The 21370-nt window shown below is 71.0% G+C and carries 18 protein-coding genes and 1 tRNA gene; 7 read left to right on the top strand and 12 right to left on the bottom strand.

From position 1 onward, the window contains the following. Nucleotides 1-181 precede the first annotated feature (181 nt). Complete coding sequence (locus tag LXN57_RS27390) at nt 182-805, bottom strand: ANTAR domain-containing response regulator (RefSeq protein WP_221376051.1); 624 nt, start codon at nt 803-805, stop codon at nt 182-184. A gap of 129 nt (nt 806-934) precedes the next feature. Between LXN57_RS27390 and LXN57_RS27385 the strand changes: the two genes are divergently transcribed. Beyond that, nucleotides 935-1008: transfer RNA gene (locus LXN57_RS27385), tRNA-Leu, on the top strand. A gap of 36 nt (nt 1009-1044) precedes the next feature. Beyond that, on the top strand, nt 1045-1791 hold the full coding sequence (locus tag LXN57_RS27380; RefSeq protein WP_251801101.1) for a transcriptional regulator: 747 nt from the start codon (nt 1045-1047) through the stop codon (nt 1789-1791). An 84-nt stretch (nt 1792-1875) separates the two neighbouring features. On the opposite strand, the gene LXN57_RS27375 is transcribed toward LXN57_RS27380, so the two are convergent. Both LXN57_RS27375 and LXN57_RS27370 read right to left on the bottom strand, forming a co-directional pair. After that, nucleotides 1876-2781 (bottom strand): hypothetical protein, encoded by a 906-nt coding sequence (locus tag LXN57_RS27375; protein WP_251801100.1) that lies wholly within the window; start codon nt 2779-2781, stop codon nt 1876-1878. 4 nt (nt 2782-2785) lie between these two features. After that, a complete protein-coding gene (locus LXN57_RS27370) occupies nt 2786-3328 on the bottom strand; it encodes an RNA polymerase sigma factor (protein WP_251801099.1) in 543 nt (180 codons plus the stop codon). Nucleotides 3329-3442: 114 nt separating this feature from the next. On the opposite strand from LXN57_RS27370, the gene LXN57_RS27365 reads away from it, so the two are divergent. After that, on the top strand, nt 3443-4126 hold the full coding sequence (locus LXN57_RS27365) for a DUF308 domain-containing protein (protein ID WP_251801098.1): 684 nt from the start codon (nt 3443-3445) through the stop codon (nt 4124-4126). A gap of 82 nt (nt 4127-4208) precedes the next feature. Here the strand turns inward: LXN57_RS27365 and LXN57_RS27360 are convergent, their stop codons facing one another. Continuing rightward, nucleotides 4209-5093: an acyl-CoA thioesterase gene (locus LXN57_RS27360; protein ID WP_251801097.1), complete on the bottom strand. Its 885-nt coding sequence runs from the start codon at nt 5091-5093 to the stop codon at nt 4209-4211. After that, the gene (gene pyk / locus LXN57_RS27355) at nt 5090-6529 is read right to left on the bottom strand and encodes a pyruvate kinase (RefSeq protein WP_251801096.1); all 1440 of its coding nucleotides are present in this window, start codon (nt 6527-6529) and stop codon (nt 5090-5092) included. The genes LXN57_RS27360 and pyk overlap by 4 nt, the downstream gene beginning before the upstream one ends. Nucleotides 6530-6821: 292 nt before the next feature. Between pyk and LXN57_RS27350 the strand changes: the two genes are divergently transcribed. The 3 genes from LXN57_RS27350 to LXN57_RS27340 are packed head-to-tail and all read left to right on the top strand — an operon-like array spanning nt 6822 to nt 8733. After that, on the top strand, nt 6822-7838 hold the full coding sequence (locus LXN57_RS27350; RefSeq protein ID WP_251801095.1) for an HD domain-containing protein: 1017 nt from the start codon (nt 6822-6824) through the stop codon (nt 7836-7838). Next, nucleotides 7835-8305, top strand: a complete 471-nt coding sequence (locus LXN57_RS27345) for a hypothetical protein (RefSeq protein WP_251801094.1) — start codon at nt 7835-7837, stop codon at nt 8303-8305. Before LXN57_RS27350 ends, LXN57_RS27345 begins: the two co-directional genes overlap by 4 nt. After that, the gene (locus tag LXN57_RS27340; protein WP_251801093.1) at nt 8302-8733 is read left to right on the top strand and encodes an NUDIX domain-containing protein; all 432 of its coding nucleotides are present in this window, start codon (nt 8302-8304) and stop codon (nt 8731-8733) included. Before LXN57_RS27345 ends, LXN57_RS27340 begins: the two co-directional genes overlap by 4 nt. A gap of 19 nt (nt 8734-8752) precedes the next feature. Here LXN57_RS27340 and LXN57_RS27335 read toward each other — a convergent pair whose 3' ends face one another. Further along, nucleotides 8753-10225, bottom strand: a complete 1473-nt coding sequence (locus LXN57_RS27335) for a glutamate synthase subunit beta (RefSeq protein WP_251801092.1) — start codon at nt 10223-10225, stop codon at nt 8753-8755. Further along, nucleotides 10218-14768, bottom strand: coding sequence for a glutamate synthase large subunit (gltB, locus tag LXN57_RS27330; protein WP_251801091.1), 4551 nt, complete (start codon nt 14766-14768; stop codon nt 10218-10220). The genes LXN57_RS27335 and gltB overlap by 8 nt, the downstream gene beginning before the upstream one ends. Before the next feature lie 192 nt (nt 14769-14960). Here gltB and LXN57_RS27325 point away from each other — a divergent pair, with 192 nt between their 5' ends. Next, on the top strand, nt 14961-15827 hold the full coding sequence (locus tag LXN57_RS27325; RefSeq protein ID WP_251801090.1) for a GNAT family N-acetyltransferase: 867 nt from the start codon (nt 14961-14963) through the stop codon (nt 15825-15827). A gap of 224 nt (nt 15828-16051) precedes the next feature. Here LXN57_RS27325 and LXN57_RS27320 read toward each other — a convergent pair whose 3' ends face one another. From LXN57_RS27320 to trpC, 5 genes are read right to left on the bottom strand one after another with little or no spacing between them, the layout of a single operon-like run. Next, nucleotides 16052-17224 carry an FAD-dependent oxidoreductase gene (locus LXN57_RS27320; RefSeq protein ID WP_251801089.1) on the bottom strand — a complete coding sequence of 391 codons (1173 nt, stop codon included), beginning with the start codon at nt 17222-17224 and terminating at the stop codon, nt 16052-16054. A 5-nt stretch (nt 17225-17229) separates the two neighbouring features. Continuing rightward, a complete protein-coding gene (gene lgt, locus LXN57_RS27315) occupies nt 17230-18399 on the bottom strand; it encodes a prolipoprotein diacylglyceryl transferase (protein WP_251801088.1) in 1170 nt (389 codons plus the stop codon). An 18-nt stretch (nt 18400-18417) separates the two neighbouring features. Beyond that, nucleotides 18418-19221, bottom strand: coding sequence for a tryptophan synthase subunit alpha (gene trpA / locus LXN57_RS27310; RefSeq protein ID WP_251801087.1), 804 nt, complete (start codon nt 19219-19221; stop codon nt 18418-18420). Further along, nucleotides 19218-20459 carry a tryptophan synthase subunit beta gene (gene trpB, locus LXN57_RS27305; RefSeq protein ID WP_251801086.1) on the bottom strand — a complete coding sequence of 414 codons (1242 nt, stop codon included), beginning with the start codon at nt 20457-20459 and terminating at the stop codon, nt 19218-19220. Before trpB ends, trpA begins: the two co-directional genes overlap by 4 nt. Next, nucleotides 20456-21259 (bottom strand): indole-3-glycerol phosphate synthase TrpC, encoded by an 804-nt coding sequence (gene trpC / locus LXN57_RS27300; RefSeq protein WP_221376288.1) that lies wholly within the window; start codon nt 21257-21259, stop codon nt 20456-20458. The genes trpB and trpC overlap by 4 nt, the downstream gene beginning before the upstream one ends. Between the last annotated feature and the right edge of the window lie 111 nt (nt 21260-21370).

The following is a 21370-nucleotide window of genomic DNA, read 5'->3' as shown; positions in this document are numbered from 1 at the left end:
CACCGAGCCACTGACAGCCGATTGGCACTTGCTGTGCCGGCGACCACAAGCGCCCCGTTATGGGGCGGGACGTTATCCCAGGTTCGCGGCCTGCCAAAAGACTTCACTCGGGCTTTCACCGAACCGTTACGTCCGGTGACCTGATGGCCGGGGTCGGTGTTACAACAGGGCTACCGCAAGATCAACTTGTGGCGGGTTGCGCTCCGTCCGCGTCCTGACCCTCCGCCAGGATCCGATCGGCCACCTCACGCATCGTCATCCGGTGATCCATCGCCGTACGCTGAATCCACTTGAACGCCTGCGGCTCGGTCATCTGATACTTGGTCATCAGCTCGCCCTTGGCGCGCTCCACCGACTTGCGCGTCTCCAGCCGATCGGTCAGACCGGCGACCTCGGCCTCCAGAACGGCGATCTCCGAGTAGCGCGACAGGGCGATCTCGACCGCCGGCACCAGATCGGACTTCTGGAACGGCTTCACCAGGTACGCCATCGCGCCGGCCGCGCGGGCGCGCTCGACGAGGTCGCGCTGGCTGAACGCGGTCAGAATGACCACGGGCGCGATCCGGCCGCCGGCGATTCGCTCGGCCGCCGCCAGCCCATCCATGATCGGCATCTTGATGTCGAGGATGACGAGGTCGGGGCGCAGCTCCTCGGCCAGGCGCACGGCGGTCTCCCCGTCGCCCGCCTCACCCACGACGTCGTAGCCCTCCTCGACGAGCATCTCGGCCAGGTCCAGACGGATGAGCGCCTCGTCCTCGGCGATCAACACCCGCTTGCGCTCGGCACCAGCCTGCGAGTCGGCCACGGAACCCCTACCCCCAACGTTCCCGAAGTCGCGACACCCCGGTATGCGGGTGTCGCCGCCCTAAGCCTAGTGGGTACGCTGTCCTCAGCTCATCTTGGCGGGACGAACTCGCAGCAGATGGGCCAGCTGGCCCCTGTATTCCAACCGGCAGAGAAGATGGTCTCAAACACCATACAGTGTGGGTTCGAATCCCACCGGGGGCACAAAAAACTGTCGTAGGCTGCCGCGATAATCTGCGCGTGCATCCGTCCCGACTGCGCCGAGAAGCGCTCAGCATGCATGCTGCCGGTGTGCCATTCAGCGAAATCTGGCGTCGGCTCGGGCTGTCGCGCAATACCGTCGCGTCCTGGCTCTACAACCGCCGCCGACTCGTCGCCAAGATCGACACTCGGTGCCCGCGCTGCGATCGCCCGGCCCGCTCGATCGACGATCCGAGTTCTTACGCCTACCTGCTGGGCCAATATCTCGGCGACGGCCACTTGCTGATGACGCAACGCGTCCCCCTCCTGACGGTCGCTTGTGACATGCGCTACCCGGGGCTCATGCACGAGGTGTCCTACGCGATGGAGGCGTGCGGCGCGAGGACGGTCGGCTTCCAGGAGCGGGTGGGCTGCGTGAGCGTCCGTGCGCATTGGACGCACTGGCCGTGTCTCATCCCGCAGCACGGCCCGGGCGCGAAACACCAGCGCGCTATCGAATTGTCGGATTGGCAGCGTCAAGTCGTGGACCGCTGTCCGGAAAGATTCCTCCGCGGGCTCTTTCACTCCGACGGCAGCCGCTTTGCGAATCGTGTCGTGCGGAATGGACGCGCCTACACCTATCCGCGTTACAACTTCGTTAATGAGTCGGCTGACATCATGTGGCTCTGCGCCCACTACCTTGATCGCCTGGAAATAGCGTGGCGTATGGCCCGCCACAACACCTTGTCGGTGGCGCGGCGCGAGGCAGTGGCTCGGCTGGACGAATTTGTCGGGCCCAAGTGGTGACCGTTCGCCCACGCGCGACGGCCACGAACGGGCACGACGGTTGACCGCTTTCTGTGAGGGGTGCTCCGCGAGCAGGCGCGCCGGTCACTCGTGGGGGTCACTCTGTGCTTCTGCGGCTGGGGTCGTGGCGACGCTCGGTGAGGTCGTTTGCTTCGCGGCGTTGGGGCGGGCGCCCCGGCCTGCGCCCGGGGCGCCGGTCGGTTTGCCGGTGTGGGTGGGTTTGGGCGGTTTCCTGGAGGGCGGCGCCGTGGGCGCGCGGCCGGGTTGGGTCGGCCGGCCCGGTTCTCCAGTGGCGGCGGGGCCGGGGGTGGCCGGTACGCCGGACGGCTGGGGTTCGGCGGACGGCGGTTCCACCGACGGCGGAGCCGCTGATGGCGGTGCGGGCGAGGGGGCGTCCGGCGGCTGGGCCGAGGCGGATCGGTGCAGGTCGCGGCAGTACTCGTCGATGCCGTCCTCGCCACCGGCCGCCGCGCTGAGTTTGCGGCGGTCCTCGCGGCTGAGGACCGGGGGCCCGCTCCAGGCCTGGCACCAGGTCAGCGCCGTGACGTCGAGCGAGGGGCGGGGCCCGGGCCGGGCCGGGGTGGGGGACGGTGTGACGGGGTTGCCTGTTCTCGGCGCAGGTACGCCCAGCGCCGAGAACAGGCGGTGCGCGCGCTGCTGGGCTTCCTGGGGCAGGTTGCCGGTGCGGGCGGCGACGCCGGTGGCGGCGAGAACAAGGAGAGCCAGACCGGCCGTGACAGGCACGAGCACGGCCCGGATTCTCGCCTTGGTGCGGTGACGCCGGCTGCTTCGGGCAGCACGCCTGCGGTGGGCGACGAACGCGGCTACCACTTCTTTCTCGCCGGCCAGTTCCTCCGGGGTGGCGGGGGCGCGGGCGGCTTCGAGGAGGTCGGCGAGGCCGGGGGGACCGCTGTCGGCGATCGTGCCGTACCCGCCGTGCTTGTTGCGTCGCGTGCGCAGTGCACGGAGGAGAGCGTTCAGGGAGCGCATCCTGTTACACCCCCTCTCTGGTGCGGATCTGGGGGTGGGTGGCCAGGCGGCGCAGGCCGCGCATGGTGGCGATGCGGACGGCGCCCGGTTTCTTGCCGAGGATGCCGGCGGTGGTGGCGACGTCGAGGCCGATGACGACGCGGAGCATGACGGCTTCGGCCTGGTCGGCCGGGAGGTCCGCGATCACGGCGAGGGCCCAGCTGGTGGCGGCGCCTTCGGCGGCTTCGGCGGCGGCGTCGGGCGCGTTCCGGGTGGGTGGGGTCGCGGTTTCCCGCGTACGGGACCGGCGCCGTTGTTCGTCGATGCCGCGGTGCCGGGCTATGCGGAAGAGCCAGCCGCGGAAGTTGTCGTGGTCGCCGTGGAAGCGGTGCAGGTCGCGGATGACGTGCAACCAGGTCTCACTGGCGGCGTCCTCGGCGTGGTCGCCGGCGACGACCCGCAGGTAGCGCAGCACTGAGGGGTGGTGGGTGCGCCAGAGCAGCGCGAAGCCGGCGTCGTCGCCGTGCTGGGCGGCGCGCAGGGCGTCGGTCAGGTCGTCGTCGGGCACGTCCGCTCCGGGGTTGGGGGCGGTGGTCTGGTACCCGGCTGTGAATCTGCCCGAACCTCGGGTTCGCCGGTCGCCTGGATGTTGTCATGGCAGGGACACGTTCCTGGAGGCCTCATGCTGTGGTCCGGTTCCTCACCCCTGTCCGTGATGCGGGAGAGCATGTGGGGTTTTCTGCTGTTCGCCGGGGTGGCGTGGCTGGCGGTCGGGTGGAGTGTTCTGCGGCTGGAGCCGGCGGACGTGGTGGCGGTGGCCGGTCCGGTGATTCTGTTCGCGGCCCTGTGCGAGGTGGTGCGGGCGCTGGCCGGGACGAGAACGTGGTGGATCAACGCGTCGATGGCGGTGTTGTTCGCGGCGACCGGCGTGGTGGTGCTGCTCGATCAGGATTCGACCTATGCGACGCCGGCCGCGCTGGTCGGGTGGTTCCTGTTGGTGCGGGGCTCGGTGGATGTCGCGGTGGCCACGATGAATCGGGGTTCCGACCGTACGTGGGGTCTGTTCGTCGTGCTGGGCGTCGCGCAGGCCGCGCTGGGTTTCTATGCCGCCGGCCCGCTGGCCCGGGCGGCCGATCCGGTGATCGTGACGCTGGGCGCGCTCGGTGTGTTGCGGGCGATCGCCGATCTGGTCACCGGGTTGCGGTTGCGGGAGGTGGCGGCGGCCCGGACGGACGTGTTGCGGTTGTCGCCGGAGCGGGAGGCCGGGGTGGCCGGCTATTCGGCGGGGCTGGCGGACTACGATTCGCAGCCGCCGGCCCGGCACCGCGCGGAGACGATCGCGGAGACCGACGTGGTGGAGCGCTAGGGCTTGATCTCCCCTGCCCCGTCGGGCCGGGATCCGCTTGTCGGCCAGTCGCCGGGCCGGGATCCCGCGCCCGGCGGGGCCTTTATTTGCGCTCGCCGACCCGCCGGAGCAGGCCTTCCTGGACGGCACTGGCGATGTGCCGGCCGTCCTCGGTGTACATGCGGCCGCTGGCCAGGCCGCGGCTGCCGCTGGCGGACGGGCTGGTGCAGTCGTAGAGGAACCAGTCGTCGGCGCGGAACGGCCGGTGGAACCAGAGGGCGTGGTCGAGGCTGGCGCCGATGACGCCGCCGGGTCCCCAGCTTTCGCCGTGGACGGAGAGGACCGAGTCGAGCAGGGACAGGTCGCTCGCGTAGGTCAGGGCGCAGGCGTGGATGAGCGGGTCGTCGGGCAGGGTGCCGTTGACGCGCATCCAGACGCGTTGCTGGTCGCTGGCGTTGCGGTCGCCCGGTGGCACCCAGCCGGGGTCGTTGACGTAGCGGACGTCGACGGCGCGCGGCGCGGCGTTGAAGGCGGCCCGCCGGCTGGGGTATTTACGCACCCAGTCGGCCATGGTCTGCACCTCGGTGGGCCCGGGGACGCCCTCGGGAGCCGGGGTGTGGTGGTCGAGGCCGACCTCGAGGACCTGGAACGAGGCCGACATGAAGAAGATCGTCTTGCCGTGCTGCTGGGCGGTGGACCGGCGCACCGAGAAGGATCGTCCGTCGCGGATGGTCTCGACGGCGAACTGGATGGGCTCGGTCGGGTCACCCGGTCGTACGAAGTAGCCGTGCAGGGAGTGGACGAGCCGTTCCGGGTCGACGGTGCGGCCGGCGGCGACCAGGGCCTGACCGGCGACCTGGCCGCCGAAGACGCGCTGGGCGCCGGTCTGCGGGCTCTCCCCCACGAAGGTCGCCGGGTCCAGCTGCTTGAGGTCGAGGACCTCGAGCAGCTGGTCGACGGCGGCTTGCCCGCTGAGGGGCTCGGTCACAGCGAGGCGGGGTCGACGAGGTCGCCCAGCCGGTGCACGCGCAGGGTGTTGGTGGAGCCGGGCGCGTTGGGCGGGGAGCCGGCCACGACGACGACGTAGTCGCCTGGCTTGGCCAGGCCGAGGCCGAGCATCTTCGCGTCGACCTGACGGAACATGTCGTCGGTGTGCTGGACGAAGTCGGTCAGGAACGTTTCGACGCCCCAGGCGACGGCGAGCTGGTTGCGTACCTCGGGAACCGGGGTGAACGCGTAGAGCGGGAGCTCGCAGTGCAGGCGGGACAGCCGCCGCACGGTGTCGCCGGTCTGCGAGAACGCGACGAGGGCCTTGGCGCCGATGTTGCGCGCGATCTGCGACGCCGCGACAGTGAGGGCGCCGCCGTGGGTGCGCGGGTCGTGCTGCAGCCGCGGCACCGGGATGGAACCACCCTCGGTGGTGCTGACGATCTTGGCCATGGTGCTGACGGTGAGCACCGGGTACTTGCCGACCGAGGTTTCGCCGGACAGCATCACGGCGTCGGTGCCGTCGAGCACGGCGTTGGCGACGTCGGACGCCTCGGCGCGGGTCGGCCGCGAGTTCTCGATCATCGAGTCGAGCATCTGGGTGGCCACGATGACCGGCTTGGCGTTCTCGCGGCACAGCTGCACGGCGCGCTTCTGCACCAGCGGCACCTGGTCGAGCGGGAGCTCGACGCCGAGGTCGCCGCGGGCCACCATGACGCCGTCGAACGCGAGGACGATCGCCTCGAGGTGCTCGACCGCCTCGGGCTTCTCGACCTTGGCGATGACCGGGACGATCCGGCCCTCCTCGGCCATGATCTCGTGGACGAGCTTGATGTCGTCGGGCGAGCGCACGAAGGACAGGGCGATGATGTCGCAGCCCAGCCCGAGGGCGAAGCGCAGGTCGTCGGCGTCCTTCTCGCTGAGCGCGGGAACGCTGACGGCGACGTTGGGCAGCGAGACGCCCTTGTTGTTGCTGACCGGCCCGCCCTCGACGACGAGGCAGCGGATGTCGGTGTGGTCGTCGACCGCGGTGACCTCGACGGCGACCTTGCCGTCGTCGATGAGCAGGCGGTCGCCGGGCTTCACCTCCTGCGGCAGCTTGGTGTAGGTGCAGGAGACCCGCTCGCGGGTGCCGAGGATGTCCTCGCTGGTGATGGTGACCAGGTCGCCGGTGTTCCACACGTGCGGCCCGTCGGCGAACTTGCCGAGGCGGATCTTCGGCCCCTGCAGGTCGGCGAGGACGGCGACGGCCCGATCGGCCTGCTCACTGGTGGAGCGCACGAGGTGGTACATCTTCTCGTGGTCGTCGTGGCTGCCGTGGCTGAAGTTCAGGCGGGCCACGTCCATGCCGGCCTCGACGAGCCCGAGCATGCGCTCGGGGGAGGCGGTCGCGGGCCCCATGGTGCAGACAATCTTTACGCGGCGTGTCACGGCCATCAGGCTAGTCTCTCTTCTTCATCGGCTTGGCGGCCGACCCCCGTCATGGGGATGAACTGCGTCTGTCGGGCGACAGCGAGGCAGCCCGGGCTCCCTCAGCAAGAACCGGCGCGCTGCGCTGTGACCTGCGGGCTTCAACGACCGCCACCCCAGCTTATCGGCCCGCTCCAGCCAGCTTTCCCCAACGCCCTTTCGGTACGCCAGGACGCCGATGTCCCCCTTTCGGCCATCGCTCCCGAGCGATGCGGCCACTACAGTCCGTATCGCCATGTTCGTGTCCGAAAGGATCGTTGTGACCGATTGGGGCCCGCTGGGCGAGGTGCTGGCGGCGGAGCCGTCGCGGGAGAATCAGGCCAACGTCGGCAAGCTCGCCGACCGAGCCGAAGACCTCCTGAAGCTGGTGCGGGAGACCTTCCCCACGTACACGCTGCACGACGAGCAGCACGCGGAGAACGTGATCGCCCTGATGGGCAAGCTGGCCGCGCCGCGCATCGACCAGATGCGGCCGCTGGAGGCGGCGCTGCTGATCCTGGCGGCGTACTTCCACGACGCCGGGATGGCCTACACCGCGGAGGAAATCGCCGCGATCGCCGACGAGGACGAGTTCCGTTCGTTCCTGGACGGCGACGACGAAGCTTTCGTAGCGACGGAACGCAGCGGCGGAGTCCCACCGACGGGGGTGATCGAGCGGTACTGCCGGGCCCGGCATGCCGACCGTGTCTGGACCCATCTGGAGGAGTGCGACCCGTCGTGGCTTCGCTGGGGAGCCGCGTCGATCATCGAGCCGCTGGCGTTGATCTGCCGGAGCCACAACGAGCCGGCCACCGCTCTGAACGAGGAGCGTTTCAAGAAGGACCACCGGAAAGCGGATCTGCGCTTCTGCGCGATCATGCTGCGGCTGGCAGACATCCTCGACTTCGACCAGTCCCGGGCGCCGCGGGTCATCTACGACCTTCTCGGTCTGGCGCGGCACGGCACACCGGAGGCCGCGACCAGCGACGCCGAGTGGCAGAAGCACCTGGCCGCCGGCGGGTTCGAGTTTCCCGAGAATCCGCAGCGGGGGTATTCGCTGCAGTTCGTGGCCGGTCCCACCAATCCCGGCGTCGAGCACGACCTGCGCTCGTTCCTCGAGGTCGTACGGGAGGAACTGCTGCGGTGCCGGACGATCGCTGACAACTGCGACGACCGGTGGCGCACGCTGCCCCTGCCGGCCGAGATCGACACTTCGACCATCACGAGCCACGGGACGCCGCAACTGCCGGACGGAAGTCGGCGCAAGGACGAGAACGGGTGGTGGTGGTCGCGGTGACTCAGACTCCGCAGATCGACCGGGCTCAGGCCTTCGAGGTCGAGCGGTACAAGTATCTGCTTCAGCAGGTGCACACCGTCAACGAGAACGTCTACCGGTTCCTGGCCATCTATCAGACCCTGGCGACCGTGCTGGTCGGGGCGGCTCTCGCGCTCTTCGTGCGGTGGGACGAGTGGAAGATCGATCCCTACGTCGCCCAGCTCGGGGTGGTGTCGATCATTGTGGTGGTCACGGTCATCGCGGCGTTCACGGTCGGGCTCATCGTGGTGGGGGTGCTGACCTGGCTGGACTATCGCGAGGAGGAGTGCGAGCTTACGGAGGAGGCTGTCCGGCCCGGGTATCGCAGGCCGCCGGAGCTGCGGAACTTCTGGCGGTGGTACGAGACCTACATTGTGCTGTTCATCGGCGGATCGGTGGCGATCATGTGGTTGGGGACCGGGTTCGTGTTGCTGCCGGCGATGTCATGAGGCCGGGACACGACTTCGTCGGGGTCGGTGTCGGGGCGATGGTCTTCGACGACGAGGGGCGGGTGTTTCTCGCCAAGCGCGGGGCGAAGGCTCGCAACGAAGCGGGGCTGTGGGAGTTTCCGGGCGGCATGGTGGATTTCGGGGAGCGGCTGGCCGACGCCGTGGTGCGGGAGTTCGACGAGGAGTACGGGATGGCTGTCGAGGTCACCGGGCTGATCGGGGTCGCCGACCACATTCTTCCGGCGGAGGGGCAGCACTGGGTTTCGCCGTCGTTCACCGCCCGGCATGTCGGCGGCACCCCGGCGATCAGGGAGCCCGAGAAGTGCACGGAGATCGGGTGGTTCCGGCTCGACGCGCTGCCCGAGCAGCAGCTCACGCTGGCCAGCCGGGACACTCTCACCGCGTACGGGAAGAAAGGGCCCGCCTAGGCGAGGGCGGGCCCCACCATCAGACGCCGATCGGCTGGGCCGAGGACTCCACGGGTGCCGGTAGTTCGCCGGCGGCGCCCAGGTAGTCGTGGATCGCGGCCGCGGCTGAGCGGCCCTCGGCGATGGCCCAGACGATCAAGCTGGCGCCCCGGTGCATGTCGCCGGCTACGAAGACTCCGGGGGCCGATGTCTGCCACGTGTTGTCGGCGTCCAGGACGCCCCGGCGGTTGCGTTCGATGCCGAACTGGTCGAGCAGCGGCTGCTTCTCGGTGCCTTCGAAGCCGATGGCCAGCAGCACCAGGTCGGCGGGGAGGTCTCGCTCCGAGCCGGGGGTGATGGTGACCCTGCGGACGCCGTTGACGCGTTCGACCGTGACGTCGGCGATGCGGACGGCTTTGACCTGGCCCTGGCCGTTGTCGACGAACTCCTGGACGGCCACGCCGAAGACGCGCTCGCCGCCCTCCTCGTGCGCGGGGTAGTTGCGCAGGATGACCGGCCAGGTGGGCCACGGGTGCTGCTCGGCGGCGCGGGACGACGGGGGTAGCGGGTACTGGTCGAGCTGGATCACGTTGGCCGCGCCCTGGCGGTGGGCCACGCCCAGGCAGTCGGCGCCGGTGTCGCCGCCGCCGATGATGACCACGTGCTTGCCGGCGGCGTCGATGGGGGTGCCGTCCTGCAGGCCGGCCACGACCCGGTTGGCCGGGACGAGGTGCTCCATGGCCAGGTGGACGCCGTCGAGGTCGCGGCCGGGGGTGTCGGAGGCGTCGCGGCCCGCGAGCGCTCCGGCGGCCAGCAGGACGGCGTCGAAGCGGTCGCGCAGGTCGTCGGCGGTGACGTCGGCGCCGACCTCCACGCCGGTCTCGAAGACGACGCCCTCGGCTTCCATCTGGGCCAGGCGGGCGTCCACGACGGTCTTCTCGATCTTGAAGTCGGGGATGCCGTAGCGGAGCAGGCCGCCGATGCGGTCGTCGCGCTCGTAGACCGTCACGGCGTGGCCGGCGCGGGCCAGTTGCTGGGCGGCGGCGAGGCCGGCGGGGCCGGAGCCGACCACTGCGACCTTCTTGCCGGTGGACACGGGGGCGGGCTGGGGGCGTACGTACCCCAGGTCGAACGCGTGGTTGGCGATCTCGACCTCGACCTGCTTGATGGTCACCGGGTCGTCGGCGATGCCGAGCACACACGCCGCCTCGCAGGGAGCGGGGCACAGCCGTCCCGTGAACTCCGGGAAGTTGTTGGTGGCGTGCAGCGACTCGGCCGCCGACTCCCAGGCGCCCGTACGCACCAGGTCGTTCCAGTCGGGGATGCGGTTGCCGAGCGGGCAGCCCTCGTGACAGAACGGGATGCCGCAGTCCATGCACCTCGTCGCCTGGTCGCGGATGAGCTCCTCGCCCGCGGGCGGGTAGACCTCGCGCCAGTCCTGGATGCGGACCGGGACCGGGCGGCGCTTGGGCAGCTGCCGCTCGTAGCGAAGGAAACCGTTCGGGTCAGGCACTTTTAACCCCCATGACCGCCTCGTCGACGTTGCGACCGGCGGCTTCGGCGGTCCTGATCAGTTCCATCACGCGCTTGTAGTCGCGCGGCACCACGGCGGTGAACCGTTCCACGGCCGCGGACCAGTCCTTGAGCAGCCGTTCGGCGATGGCCGAGCCGGTCTCGGTGGCGTGCTTCTCGACGAGGCCGCGCAGCTTGTCCTGCTCCTCGTCGGTGAGCGGGGTCAGGTCGACCAGTTCCGGGTTGACCCGGGTGGGCGACAGATCGAGGACGAACGCGGTGCCGCCGCTCATGCCGGCGGCGAAGTTGCGGCCGGTCGGGCCGAGCACCACCACGGTGCCGCCGGTCATGTACTCGCAGCCGTGGTCGCCGACGCCCTCGACGACCGCCTGGCCGCCGGAGTTGCGCACCGCGAACCGCTCGCCGGCGCGGCCCCGCAGGAACAGTTCGCCGCTCGTGGCCCCGTACAGAATGGTGTTGCCCGCGATGATGTTGTCCTCGGCGACGAACGGCGCGTTGTCGTCCGGCCGCACGATGACGCGGCCGCCCGACAGGCCCTTGGCCACGTAGTCGTTCGTGTCGCCGATCAGGCGCAGGGTGACACCCTTGGGCAGGAAGGCGGCGAACGACTGCCCGCCGGTGCCGCGCAGGGTGAACGAGATCGTGTCGTCGGGCAGGCCGGCGCCGCCGTAACGACGGGTCACCTCGCCGCCCAGCATCGCGCCCACACTGCGGTTGTCGTTGCGGATCGTGACCTCGGCGTGCACCGGGTCACCGTCGGTCAGGGCCGGCTGGGCCAGCTCGATCAGCTTGTTGTCGAGCGCCTTCGCCAAGCCGTGATCCTGTGCCACCACACCCCGCCGGGAGGCGGACGGGGGGAGTTCGGGCACGTAGAGGATCGGCGACAGGTCGAGGCCCTGGGCCTTCCAGTGGTTGACCGCGGGCCGCACGTCGAGCACCTCGGCGTGGCCGATCGCCTCGTCGATGCTGCGGAAGCCGAGCTCGGCCAGGTATCCGCGGACCTCTTCGGCGAGGAACAGGAAGAAGTTCTCGACGAACTCGGGCTTGCCGGTGTACCGCTCGCGGAGCACCGGGTTCTGGGTGGCGATGCCGACCGGGCAGGTGTCGAGGTGACAGACCCGCATCATGATGCAGCCGCTGACGATCAGCGGGGCGGTGGCGAAGCCGAACTCCTCGGCGCCCAGCAGGGCGGCCACGATCACGTCGCGGCCGGTCTTGAGCTGGCCGTCGACCTGGACGGTGACCCGGTCGCGCAGCTTGTTGAGCAGCAGCGTCTGCTGCGCCTCGGCCAGGCCCAGCTCCCACGGGGAGCCGGCGTGCTTGAGCGAGTTCAGCGGGGACGCGCCGGTGCCGCCGTCGTGGCCGGAGATGAGGATGACGTCGGCCTTGAGCTTGGCCACGCCGGCCGCGACCGTGCCGACGCCGATCTCGCTGACCAGCTTGACGTGCACCCGCGACCTCGGGTTGACGTTCTTGAGGTCGTGGACCAGCTGCGCCAGGTCTTCGATGGAGTAGATGTCGTGGTGCGGCGGCGGCGAGATGAGGCCGACACCGGGGGTGGCGTGGCGGGTCTTGGCGATCCACGGCCACACCTTGTTGCCGGGCAGCTGGCCACCCTCGCCCGGCTTCGCGCCCTGCGCCATCTTGATCTGCAGGTCGTCCGCGTTGACCAGGTATTCGCTGGTGACGCCGAAGCGGCCGGAGGCGATCTGCTTGACCGCGGAGCGGCGCTGCGGGTCGTAGAGGCGCTCGACGTCCTCGCCGCCCTCGCCGGTGTTCGACTTGCCACCGAGGTTGTTCATGGCGATGGCCAGGGTCTCGTGCGACTCGGCGGAGATCGACCCGTACGACATGGCGCCGGTGGCGAAGCGCTTCACGATCTCGGACGCGGGCTCGACCTCGTCCAGCGGGACGGGCGTCCGGTCCTTGAAGCTGAAGAGCCCGCGCAGCGAGCCGGCCTCGGCGGCCAGGCCGTCCACCTTGGACGTGTACTGGCGGAAGACGTCGTACTGCTTGGACCGCGTCGCGTGCTGGAGCAGGAACACCGTCTCGGGGTTGAACAGGTGCACCTCGCCCTCGCGGCGCCACTGGTACTCGCCACCGACCTCGAGGCGGCGGTGGGTGCGCTCCGCCGGGTTGGCCGGGTACGCCTTCTCGTGCCGCGCCTTGACCTCGGCGTGGATGTCGGCCAGCCCCGAGCCGCCGATCCGCCCGTTGGTGCCGGCGAAGTAGCGCTGCAGCAGCCGGTTGTCGAGACCCACGGCCTCGAACACCTGGGCGCCGCAGTACGAGGACACCGTCGAGATGCCCATCTTGGACATGATCTTGAGGACGCCCTTGCCGAGCGCCTTGACGTAGTTGCGCACGGCGGTCTTCGGGTCGAGCCCGGCCAGCGGGCCGGTGGCGATCAGGTCGTCGACCGACTCGAACGCGAGGTACGGGTTGACCGCCGCGGCGCCGTAGCCGATGAGCACGGCCGCGTGGTGCACCTCGCGGCAGTCGCCCGACTCGACGACCAGCGCGACCTGCGTACGGGTCTGCTCGCGCACCAGATGCTGGTGGACGGCCGCCGTGAGCAGCAGCGACGGGATCGGCGCGAGGTCGGCGTTGGAGTCGCGGTCGCTGAGCACGAGGATGCGCACGCCGTCCTCGATCGCCTCGGACACGTGCCGGCAGATCTGGGTGAGGCGGGCCTTGATGCCGGCCGCGCCGTCGCGCAACGGGTAGAGGCCGGAGACGCGCACGGCCTTGAAGCCGGGCAGGTCGCCGTCCTCGTCGATCGACAGCAGCTTGGCCAGCTCGTCGTTGTCGATGATCGGGTACGGCAGCACGATCTGCCGGCACGAGGCCGGGCCCGGGTCGAGCAGGTTGGCCTCGGGCCCGATGGTGGTCGCCAGGCTGGTGACCAGCTCCTCGCGGATGGCGTCCAGCGGCGGGTTGGTGACCTGGGCGAACAGCTGGTGGAAGTAGTCGAACAGCAGCCGCGGCCGCTTCGACAGCGGCGAGATCGGGGTGTCCGTGCCCATCGAGCCCAGCGGTTCCGCGCCGGTGCGGGCCATCGGCCCGATGAGGATCTTCAGCTCCTCCTCGGAGTAGCCGAAGATCTGCTGACGGCGCAGCACCGAGTCGTGGGTGTAGATGACGTGCTCGCGCGGGGGCAGGTCGTCGAGCTGGATCAGCCCGGCGTGCAGCCACTCGTCGTACGGCTCGGCTGCGGCCAGCTCGGCCTTGATCTCGTCGTCGTGCACGATGCGGCCGGCCGCGGTGTCGACCAGGAACATCTTGCCGGGCTGGAGGCGGCCCTTGGCGACCACCGTGGCCGGGTCGAGGTCGAGCACGCCCGCCTCGGAACCCAGCACGACCAGGCCGTCGGAGGTGTGCCACCAGCGGCCGGGGCGCAGGCCGTTGCGGTCGAGGACCGCGCCGATCATCGAGCCGTCGGTGAACGCCACGCTGGCCGGGCCGTCCCACGGCTCCATCAGGCTGGCGTGGAAGCGGTAGAACGCGCGCCGCTTCGGCTCCATGCCGGGGTCGTTCTCCCACGCCTCCGGGATCATCATCAGCATGGCGTGCGGCAGGCTGCGCCCGGACAGGTGCAGCAGTTCGAGCACCTCGTCGAAGCCGGCCGAGTCGGACGCGTCGGGCGTGTTGATCGGGAAGAGCCGCTTGATGTTGCCGGGCAGCGTCTTGGACTGCAGCAGCGCCTCGCGGGCGGCCATCCAGTTCTTGTTGCCGCGGATCGTGTTGATCTCGCCGTTGTGGGCGATGAAGCGGTACGGGTGGGCCAGGCTCCAGGCCGGGAACGTGTTGGTCGCGAACCGCGAGTGGACCAGGGCGATCGCGCTCGACACGCGCTCGTCGACCAGGTCGGGGAAGAACGCGGGCAGCTGGTCGGGCGTGAGCATGCCCTTGTAGGTGACGGTCCGCGAGGACAGCGACGGGAAGTACGCGGCCACGTCGCGCTGGGACGTCTCGCGCTCGGCCTGCTTGCGGATGGTGAACGCCACCCGGTCGAGCTCGATGCCGCCGAGTTGCTCGCCGGCCGGGCCCGCGGCGCCGCCGGTGAGCCGGTGCGCGGCCAGGAAAACCTGCATGATGACGGGGCGGGCGTCCTCGGCCGTCTGGCCCAGCCCGTCCGGGCGTACCGGCACCTCGCGCCAGCCGAGGACGTCGCCCCCCTCGACCAGGGCGTACTTCTCGACGATCTTGATGGCGCGGGCACGCTCGCCGTCGTCGCCCGGCAGGAAGACCAGACCGGTGGCGTAGTGACCGGCAGGGGGCAGCTCGAAGCCGGCCACGGCACGGTAGAACTCGTCCGGGACCTGAATCATGATGCCGGCGCCGTCACCGGTGTTGTACTCAGCGCCGCGCGCGCCCCGGTGATCGAGGCGGATGAGCGCCGACAGGCCCTTGGCGACCACATCGTGGGAACGCCGGCCGTACAAATCCGCTACGAAGGCGACACCGCAGGCGTCGCGCTCCTGAGACGGGTCGTAAAGCCCCTGAGGGTGCGGAAAAGCCACCGGGCCTCCTGTCGTCACTGGTGTTTCACTTCAAGGTCGGGACGACGTCGGCCCTGCAAAGTCTCTGAAGTCTACGTTAGTAGGTGCCGATCTCCGCCAGTTCAGATGGATCACACTTGAATCGGGCGCTCATCGACCTTCACGGCAAAATGGGGTAGCCGAACATCCGCCTGGGTTGGATAGTCTCGCGCGGTGGCGCAACAGGATACCGACGTCTTCGTCAGGCTCGAGCGGTTTTACGACGCCCTGCCCCGGCCCTACGCACGGGCCGAGGAGTTCGGCGGGCTGGTGCTCTTCGTCCGCGAGGGCGAAGGCTGGCCTTACTACGCCCGCCCCCGGATCGGGGCAGGCACTCCCTCTGCCGCTGATGTTACTGCCGCCCGGCAGCGGCAACGAGAGCTGGGCCTGCCCGAGGCCTTCGAATGGGTCCACGAGACCACCCCCGACCTGCTCGCCGTGGCCCGCTCGGCCGGCCTCGACGTGCTGCTCGCGCCGCTGCTGACGCTCGACCCGGCCGCGCTCGTGCCCGATCTGCCGGTGCAGGGCGGCACGATCCGCTTCCTCGACCCGGCCGCGTCCACCTTCGCCGCCGACCTGGCCGCCTCGCGCGCGGTGGCGCAGCTGGCCTTCGGTGCGCCCGCCACGGCCGGGTCACCGCTGGAGGGGGCGCTGCTGACCGTCCCGGCCGGGCCGGCCGAGCGGGACGCCGCGACGCCCGAGCTCAGCGCCGAATTGATTGCCAGCCAGCAGGAACGCAGCACGTCGGGCGACTACCACACGGCCGTGGTCGACTCCCCCGACGGCATCCTCGCCACCGGCGCCGTCATGCGGTCGGGCGATGTGGCCGAGGTCGCCGGCGTGGCGACCCTGCCGGCGGCCCGGCGGCGCGGCTACGCCTCTCAGCTGACCGCTGCGCTGGCGCGCCGCTCGCTGGCCGACGGGGCCGCTCTGGTGTTCCTGTCGGCCGGTGACGACGATGTCGCCCGGCTCTACACCAAGGTGGGATTCCGGCGAATCGGCACCGCCTGCATCGGCGAGCCGGCCGCGGCGACGCTATGACCGGCGCCGGCGGACCCGTCCGAGCGTGGCGAGCACAACACCCAGCACGACGAGCAGGCCGCCGGCCAATGAGATCCACATCACCGGCGTACCTGTGCTGGCCCGGCGGCCACCGTCATGCGCCGGCTCGGTGACCGCGCTCACCTTCCGGGCCGATGTTCCGGCGCACGCGAGAGCCTGATCACCCGACACCCAGGGCGCCGGCGGGGCGATGACCCGCTCGGCTAATCCGGGGGTCGCCAATCCGCGAACGGGGCGCTGAGGATGCGGGGGCGCATGTGATTGAGCGCCGCGTCGCGGGCGCGCAGGGCCAGGCGTCCGCGGGCCTGCACCACGGCCGACATGCGACGGGTCTGGCGGACGACCGTCGTCGCGCGGGGCTGCCGCAGGCGGCTGTAGGCCTCGAGGGCGGCGGTCAGCGCGGGGCCCGGCGCGGCCTCGCCGGCAAGCGCGCGCAGGGTGGCGGCGTCCTCGAAGGCGAGGCAGGCGCCCTGGCCGAGGTGGTGCGGCATGGCGTGGGCGGCGTCGCCGAGCAGCACAACCCCGCCCGGGCCGGACGGGAAGGCGTACGACCGGGGAAGGGGACGCAGCTCGCGGACCTCTTGCGGGACCAGTTCGTCGGCGTGGGTGGCGGCCAGCAGCTCACCCACCGGCGGATGCCAGCCGGCGAACCAGCGGCGTAGCAGCTCGAGCTGGGTGGCCGGCGATTCGGGGCGGGGCGCGCCCGCCGCGGTGGCGACCCAGTAGACGCCACCCTCGCCTGCGGCCCGCTCGCCCAGCGGGATCGACACGAACCGGTAGCCGGCGCCCAGGGTCTCGCCGCCGGCGGACTGGCCGGCGGGCGGCACCCGGTAGCCGGGGATGACGGCCTGCCACGCGGCGAAACCGGAGCCGACCGCGGCCGACTCGGGGGCGAGCGTGCGGCGCAGCGTGCTGTCGATGCCGTCGGCCGCGACCACCAGGTCGGCCTCGATCTCGGTGCGGCCGTCGCCGATCACCGGCCGCAGGCCCGGACCGGTGCGGATCGTCGTGACCGCGAATCCCGTCCGGATCTCGGCCAGGTCGCCGAGGCCGGCCATCAGGGCGTCGTAGAGATCTTCCAGGTGTACGGCGCCGGGAGCCGGACCGGCGCCACCGGAGCGCGGCGTGACCAGCCACTGGCCGTCGGGGCGGCGCACCCCGCCGTCAGGCAGCGGGCAGGCGATCGCCGACCAGCCGCCCTCGGCGTCGAGGGACTCGAGCGCGCGACGGCCGTTGGGCCACAGCACCAGCGCGGTGGGCGGCGCGGCCACCCGCTCACCCCGTTCCAGCAGCACGACGTGCCACCCGCTACGGGACAGGGCGCCCGCGGTGGCGAGTCCGGCAAGACCCGCGCCGACGACGACCGCGGTGCGCACCCGGGTCAGCGTTCGTCGCTGCGGGACTCCGGCTCGGCGTCGCCGCCTTCCCGTCCGGCGCCGGCGGCGTGGCCGGTGGCGAGCAGGGCGGCGCCGTTGCCCGCGGGGCCGGCCGGGTCACGCTCGGCCGGATGGCCGCCGGCGGCGATCTCCTCGGCCATGTCGGCCGGGGTGTCGGGCGGCAGGATTCCCGTACGGCGGTAGGCCTGGAACCTCGCCTCGCTGACCACCTGGTAACCCTTGGGCGTGGCGTCGCGCGGCGACTCGGCCGCCGTCACGTCGACCTGGGAGACGTCGCTCGCCGCGGACGGCCCGGGCTCGACCTCGGGCGCGTCGTCGGGCACCACATAGGCGCGCGGGCCGCGGACGACCAGGAAGTAGATGAGCGCGCCCAGGAAGACGACGATCGACGTGAAGACGTTGAGCCGGACGCCGAACAGGCGATTCGCCTCGTCGACGCGCAGCATCTCGATCCACACCCGGCCCACCGTGTAGGCCATGACGTAGAGCGCGAAGGCCCGGCCGCGGCCGAACTTGTACTTGCGGTCGGCCAGCCACACCAGCAGCGCCACACCCAGGTTCCAGAGCAACTCGTAGAGGAACGTCGGGTGGTAAAGGTCGGGCAGCGTCACCGCCTGCCCGTCGATGCGGGTGGCGTGGCCGGGGTTCGACCTGTCCATGTCGTGCACCTCGAGGCCCCACGGCAGCGTGGTGACCTTGCCGTACAGCTCGTTGTTGAACCAGTTGCCGACCCGGCCGATCGCCTGCGCCACCGCGAGGCCCGGGGCCAGCGCGTCGGCGACCAGGCCGAGGGTCAGCCCCAGCTGGCGCGCGCCGAGCCAGGCGCCGACCGCACCGCCGAGCACCGCGCCCCAGATGCCGAGGCCGCCCTCCCAGATGTAGAGGGCACGGACCGGGTCACCCCCGGCGCCGAAGTAGTCCTGCGGCGAGCTGACCAGGTGGTAGAGCCGGGCGCCGACGATGCCGAACGGCACCGCCCACACCGCGATGTCGAGGGAGGCCCAGCGGGCGACACCCCGGCTGCGCATCCGATATTCCATGATCAGGCAGGCGGCGACGATGCCCAGGACGATGCAGATCGCATACGCCCGCACGGGCAGGCCGAGCAGGTGCCAGACGGAGGTTGTCGGACTGGGGATTGCGGCGAGGTCCACGGGTGCAGGCTACCGGTTTTACTTCGCCGGGTTACGCACACCCTCAGCCAGTTCCGCGCTCAGCGCCCTCAGCCGCGACAGGCCGGTGGCGCCGTCGGGCGCCTCGAGCACACAGCGGATGAGCGCGCTGCCGACGATCACCCCGTCGGCGAAGCCGGCCACCTCGGCCGCCTGGGCGCCGGTGCCGACGCCGAGACCGACACCCACGGGCATGTCCGGGTTGGTGTGGCGCACCCGATCGACCAGCTCCGGCGCCTGCGAGGACACCGAGGTGCGCGCGCCCGTGACGCCCATCAACGCGGTGGCGTAGACGAAGCCGCGGCAGTGGGCGACGGTCATCGCGAGGCGTTCGTCGGTCGAGGACGGCGACACCAGGAACGTACGGTCGAGACGGTGCTCGTCGGCGGCGGCGATCCACTCGGCCGCCTCGTCCGGGATCAGGTCGGGCGTGATCATGCCGGTGGCGCCGGCCGCCGCCAGGTCGCGGGCGAACGCGTTCACGCCGTACTTCTCGATCGGATTCCAGTAGGTCATGAGCACGACCGTGGCCCCGGCGCTCGCGACCGCGTCGATGATCCGCAGCGTGTCGCGGGTGCGCACGCCCCGGCTGAGCGCGATGTCGCTGGCCCGCTGGATCACCGGGCCGTCCATCACCGGGTCGGAGTAGGGCAGCTCGACCTCGATGACGTCGCAGCCGGCCTGGTGCATCGCGATCATCGAGGCGATGCTGTCGTCCACGGTCGGGAAGCCGGCCGGCATGCAGCCCACCAGCACGGCCCGGTCCTCGGCCTTGGCCTTGTGGAAGACCTCGGCGATGCTCACGCGTTCTCCCCCGGGACGAGCGCCTCGACCGGGTCGAGGATGCCGAAGTAGGCGCCCGCGGTGTGGACGTCCTTGTCGCCGCGGCCGGACAGGTTGACCAGGATCGTCGGCGTGCGGCCCAGCTCGGCCCGCAGCTGCGGCGCGATGCGGGCGGCCCCGGCCAGCGCGTGCGCGCTCTCGATGGCCGGGATGATGCCCTCGGTGCGGCAGAGCAGCTGGAACGCGGCCATCGCCTCGTCGTCGGTCACCGGCTCGTACTCGGCCCGGCCGGTGTCGTGCAGCCAGGCGTGCTCGGGCCCGACGCCCGGGTAGTCGAGGCCGGCCGAGATCGAGTGCGACTCGACAGTCTGCCCGTCGGAATCCTGCAGGACGTACGTGCGGGCGCCGTGCAGCACGCCGGACGAGCCGCCGGTGATCGACGCCGCGTGCCGGCCGGTTTCCACGCCCTCGCCGCCCGCCTCGAACCCGTACAGCTGCACGGACTCGTCGGGGACGAACGCGTGGAAGATGCCGATCGCGTTGGACCCGCCGCCCACGCACGCGGCCACCACGTCGGGCAGCCGGCCGAGCTGGGCCAGGCACTGGGCCCGGGCCTCGACGCCGATGCCGCCCACGAAGTCGCGCACGATCTCGGGGAACGGGTGCGGGCCGGCCGCCGTGCCCAGCAGGTAGTGCGTGGTGTCGACGCTGGCCACCCAGTCGCGCAGCGCCTCGTTCAGCGCGTCCTTCAGGGTGCGCGAGCCGTTGGTGACCGGCACGACCGTGGCGCCGAGCATGCGCATCCGGGCCACGTTGAGCGCCTGCCGCTCGGTGTCCATCTCGCCCATGTAGACGACACACTCGAGGTCGAGCAGCGCGGCCGCGGTGGCCGAGGCGACGCCGTGCTGACCGGCGCCGGTCTCCGCGATCACCCGGGGCTTGCCCATCCGCTTGGCCAGCAGGGCCTGGCCCAGCACGTTGCGCACCTTGTGGGCGCCCGTGTGGTTCAGGTCCTCCCGCTTGAGCAGGATCTCGGCGCCGAGCCGTTCGGAGAGACGCTCCGCCCGGTAGAGCAGCGACGGCGTCCCCGCGTAGTTGACCAGCAGGCTCTCGAACTCGGCCTGGAAGACCGGGTCGGTCTTCGCCGACCGGTACGCGGCGTCGAGCTCGTCCAGCGCCCCGACGAGGGCCTCCGGGACGAACCGGCCGCCGTACCGGCCGAAATGCCCGGACAGGTCGGGCAGCGTCGGCGCGCTCACCGGACCGGCCGCGGCGTCGCCGGGTGGTTGCCCGCGTTGACCAGCTCGGCCACGGCGTCGCGGGGCGACTTCTGGGTCACCAGCCCCTCGCCGACCAGCACGGCGTCGGCGCCGGCCGACGCGTACCGGATCAGGTCGTGCGGCCCGCGCACGCCCGACTCGGCGATCTTCACGACGTTGTTGGGCAGCCCGGGCGCGATCCGCTCGAAGACCGACCGGTCGACCTCCAGCGTGCGCAGGTCGCGGGCGTTGACCCCGATGACCTTCGCGTTCGCCTCGAGGGCGCGGTCCGCCTCCTCCTCGTTGTGGACCTCGACCAGCGCGGTCATGCCGAGCGACTCGATCCGCTCGAGCAGGCCCATGAGCACGTTCTGCTCGAGCGCGGCCACGATGAGCAGCACCAGGTCGGCGCCGTGGGCGCGGGCCTCGTGCACCTGATAGCTGGAGACCACGAAATCCTTGCGCAGCACCGGAATCTGCACCGAGGCGCGCACGGCCTTCAGATCGTCGAGCGAACCGCCGAACCACCGGCCCTCGGTGAGCACGCTGATGCAGCGAGCGCCGCCCGCCGCGTACTCCCCCGCCAGTTCGGCCGGGTCGGGGATGTCGGCCAGCGCGCCCTTGGACGGCGACGACCGCTTCACCTCGGCGATCACGGCCACGCCGGGCTTGCGCAACGCCGCGTAGGCGTCGATGGCCGGTGGCGCTGCCGCCGCCAGCTCACGAACCTGCTCGAGCGGCACCTGCTCCTGCCGGGCCGCCACGTCCTCGCGCACACCGGCGAGGATCTCCTCCAGCACGTTCTGCGGTCCGCCAGAACCCGCTTCCGCCTGCTGTTCGGATGTCACGAAACGACTCCCCTCTCCGGGTGTCCTCCGACCGATGCTAGGAGGTCGCGGTCGTGCAAGGCC

The sequence above is a fragment of the Paractinoplanes hotanensis genome, from assembly GCF_023717965.1.
In the GTDB taxonomy this organism is placed as follows: Bacteria; Actinomycetota; Actinomycetes; order Mycobacteriales; family Micromonosporaceae; genus Actinoplanes; species Actinoplanes polyasparticus.
This window is presented reverse-complemented; position numbering and strand designations above follow the sequence as displayed.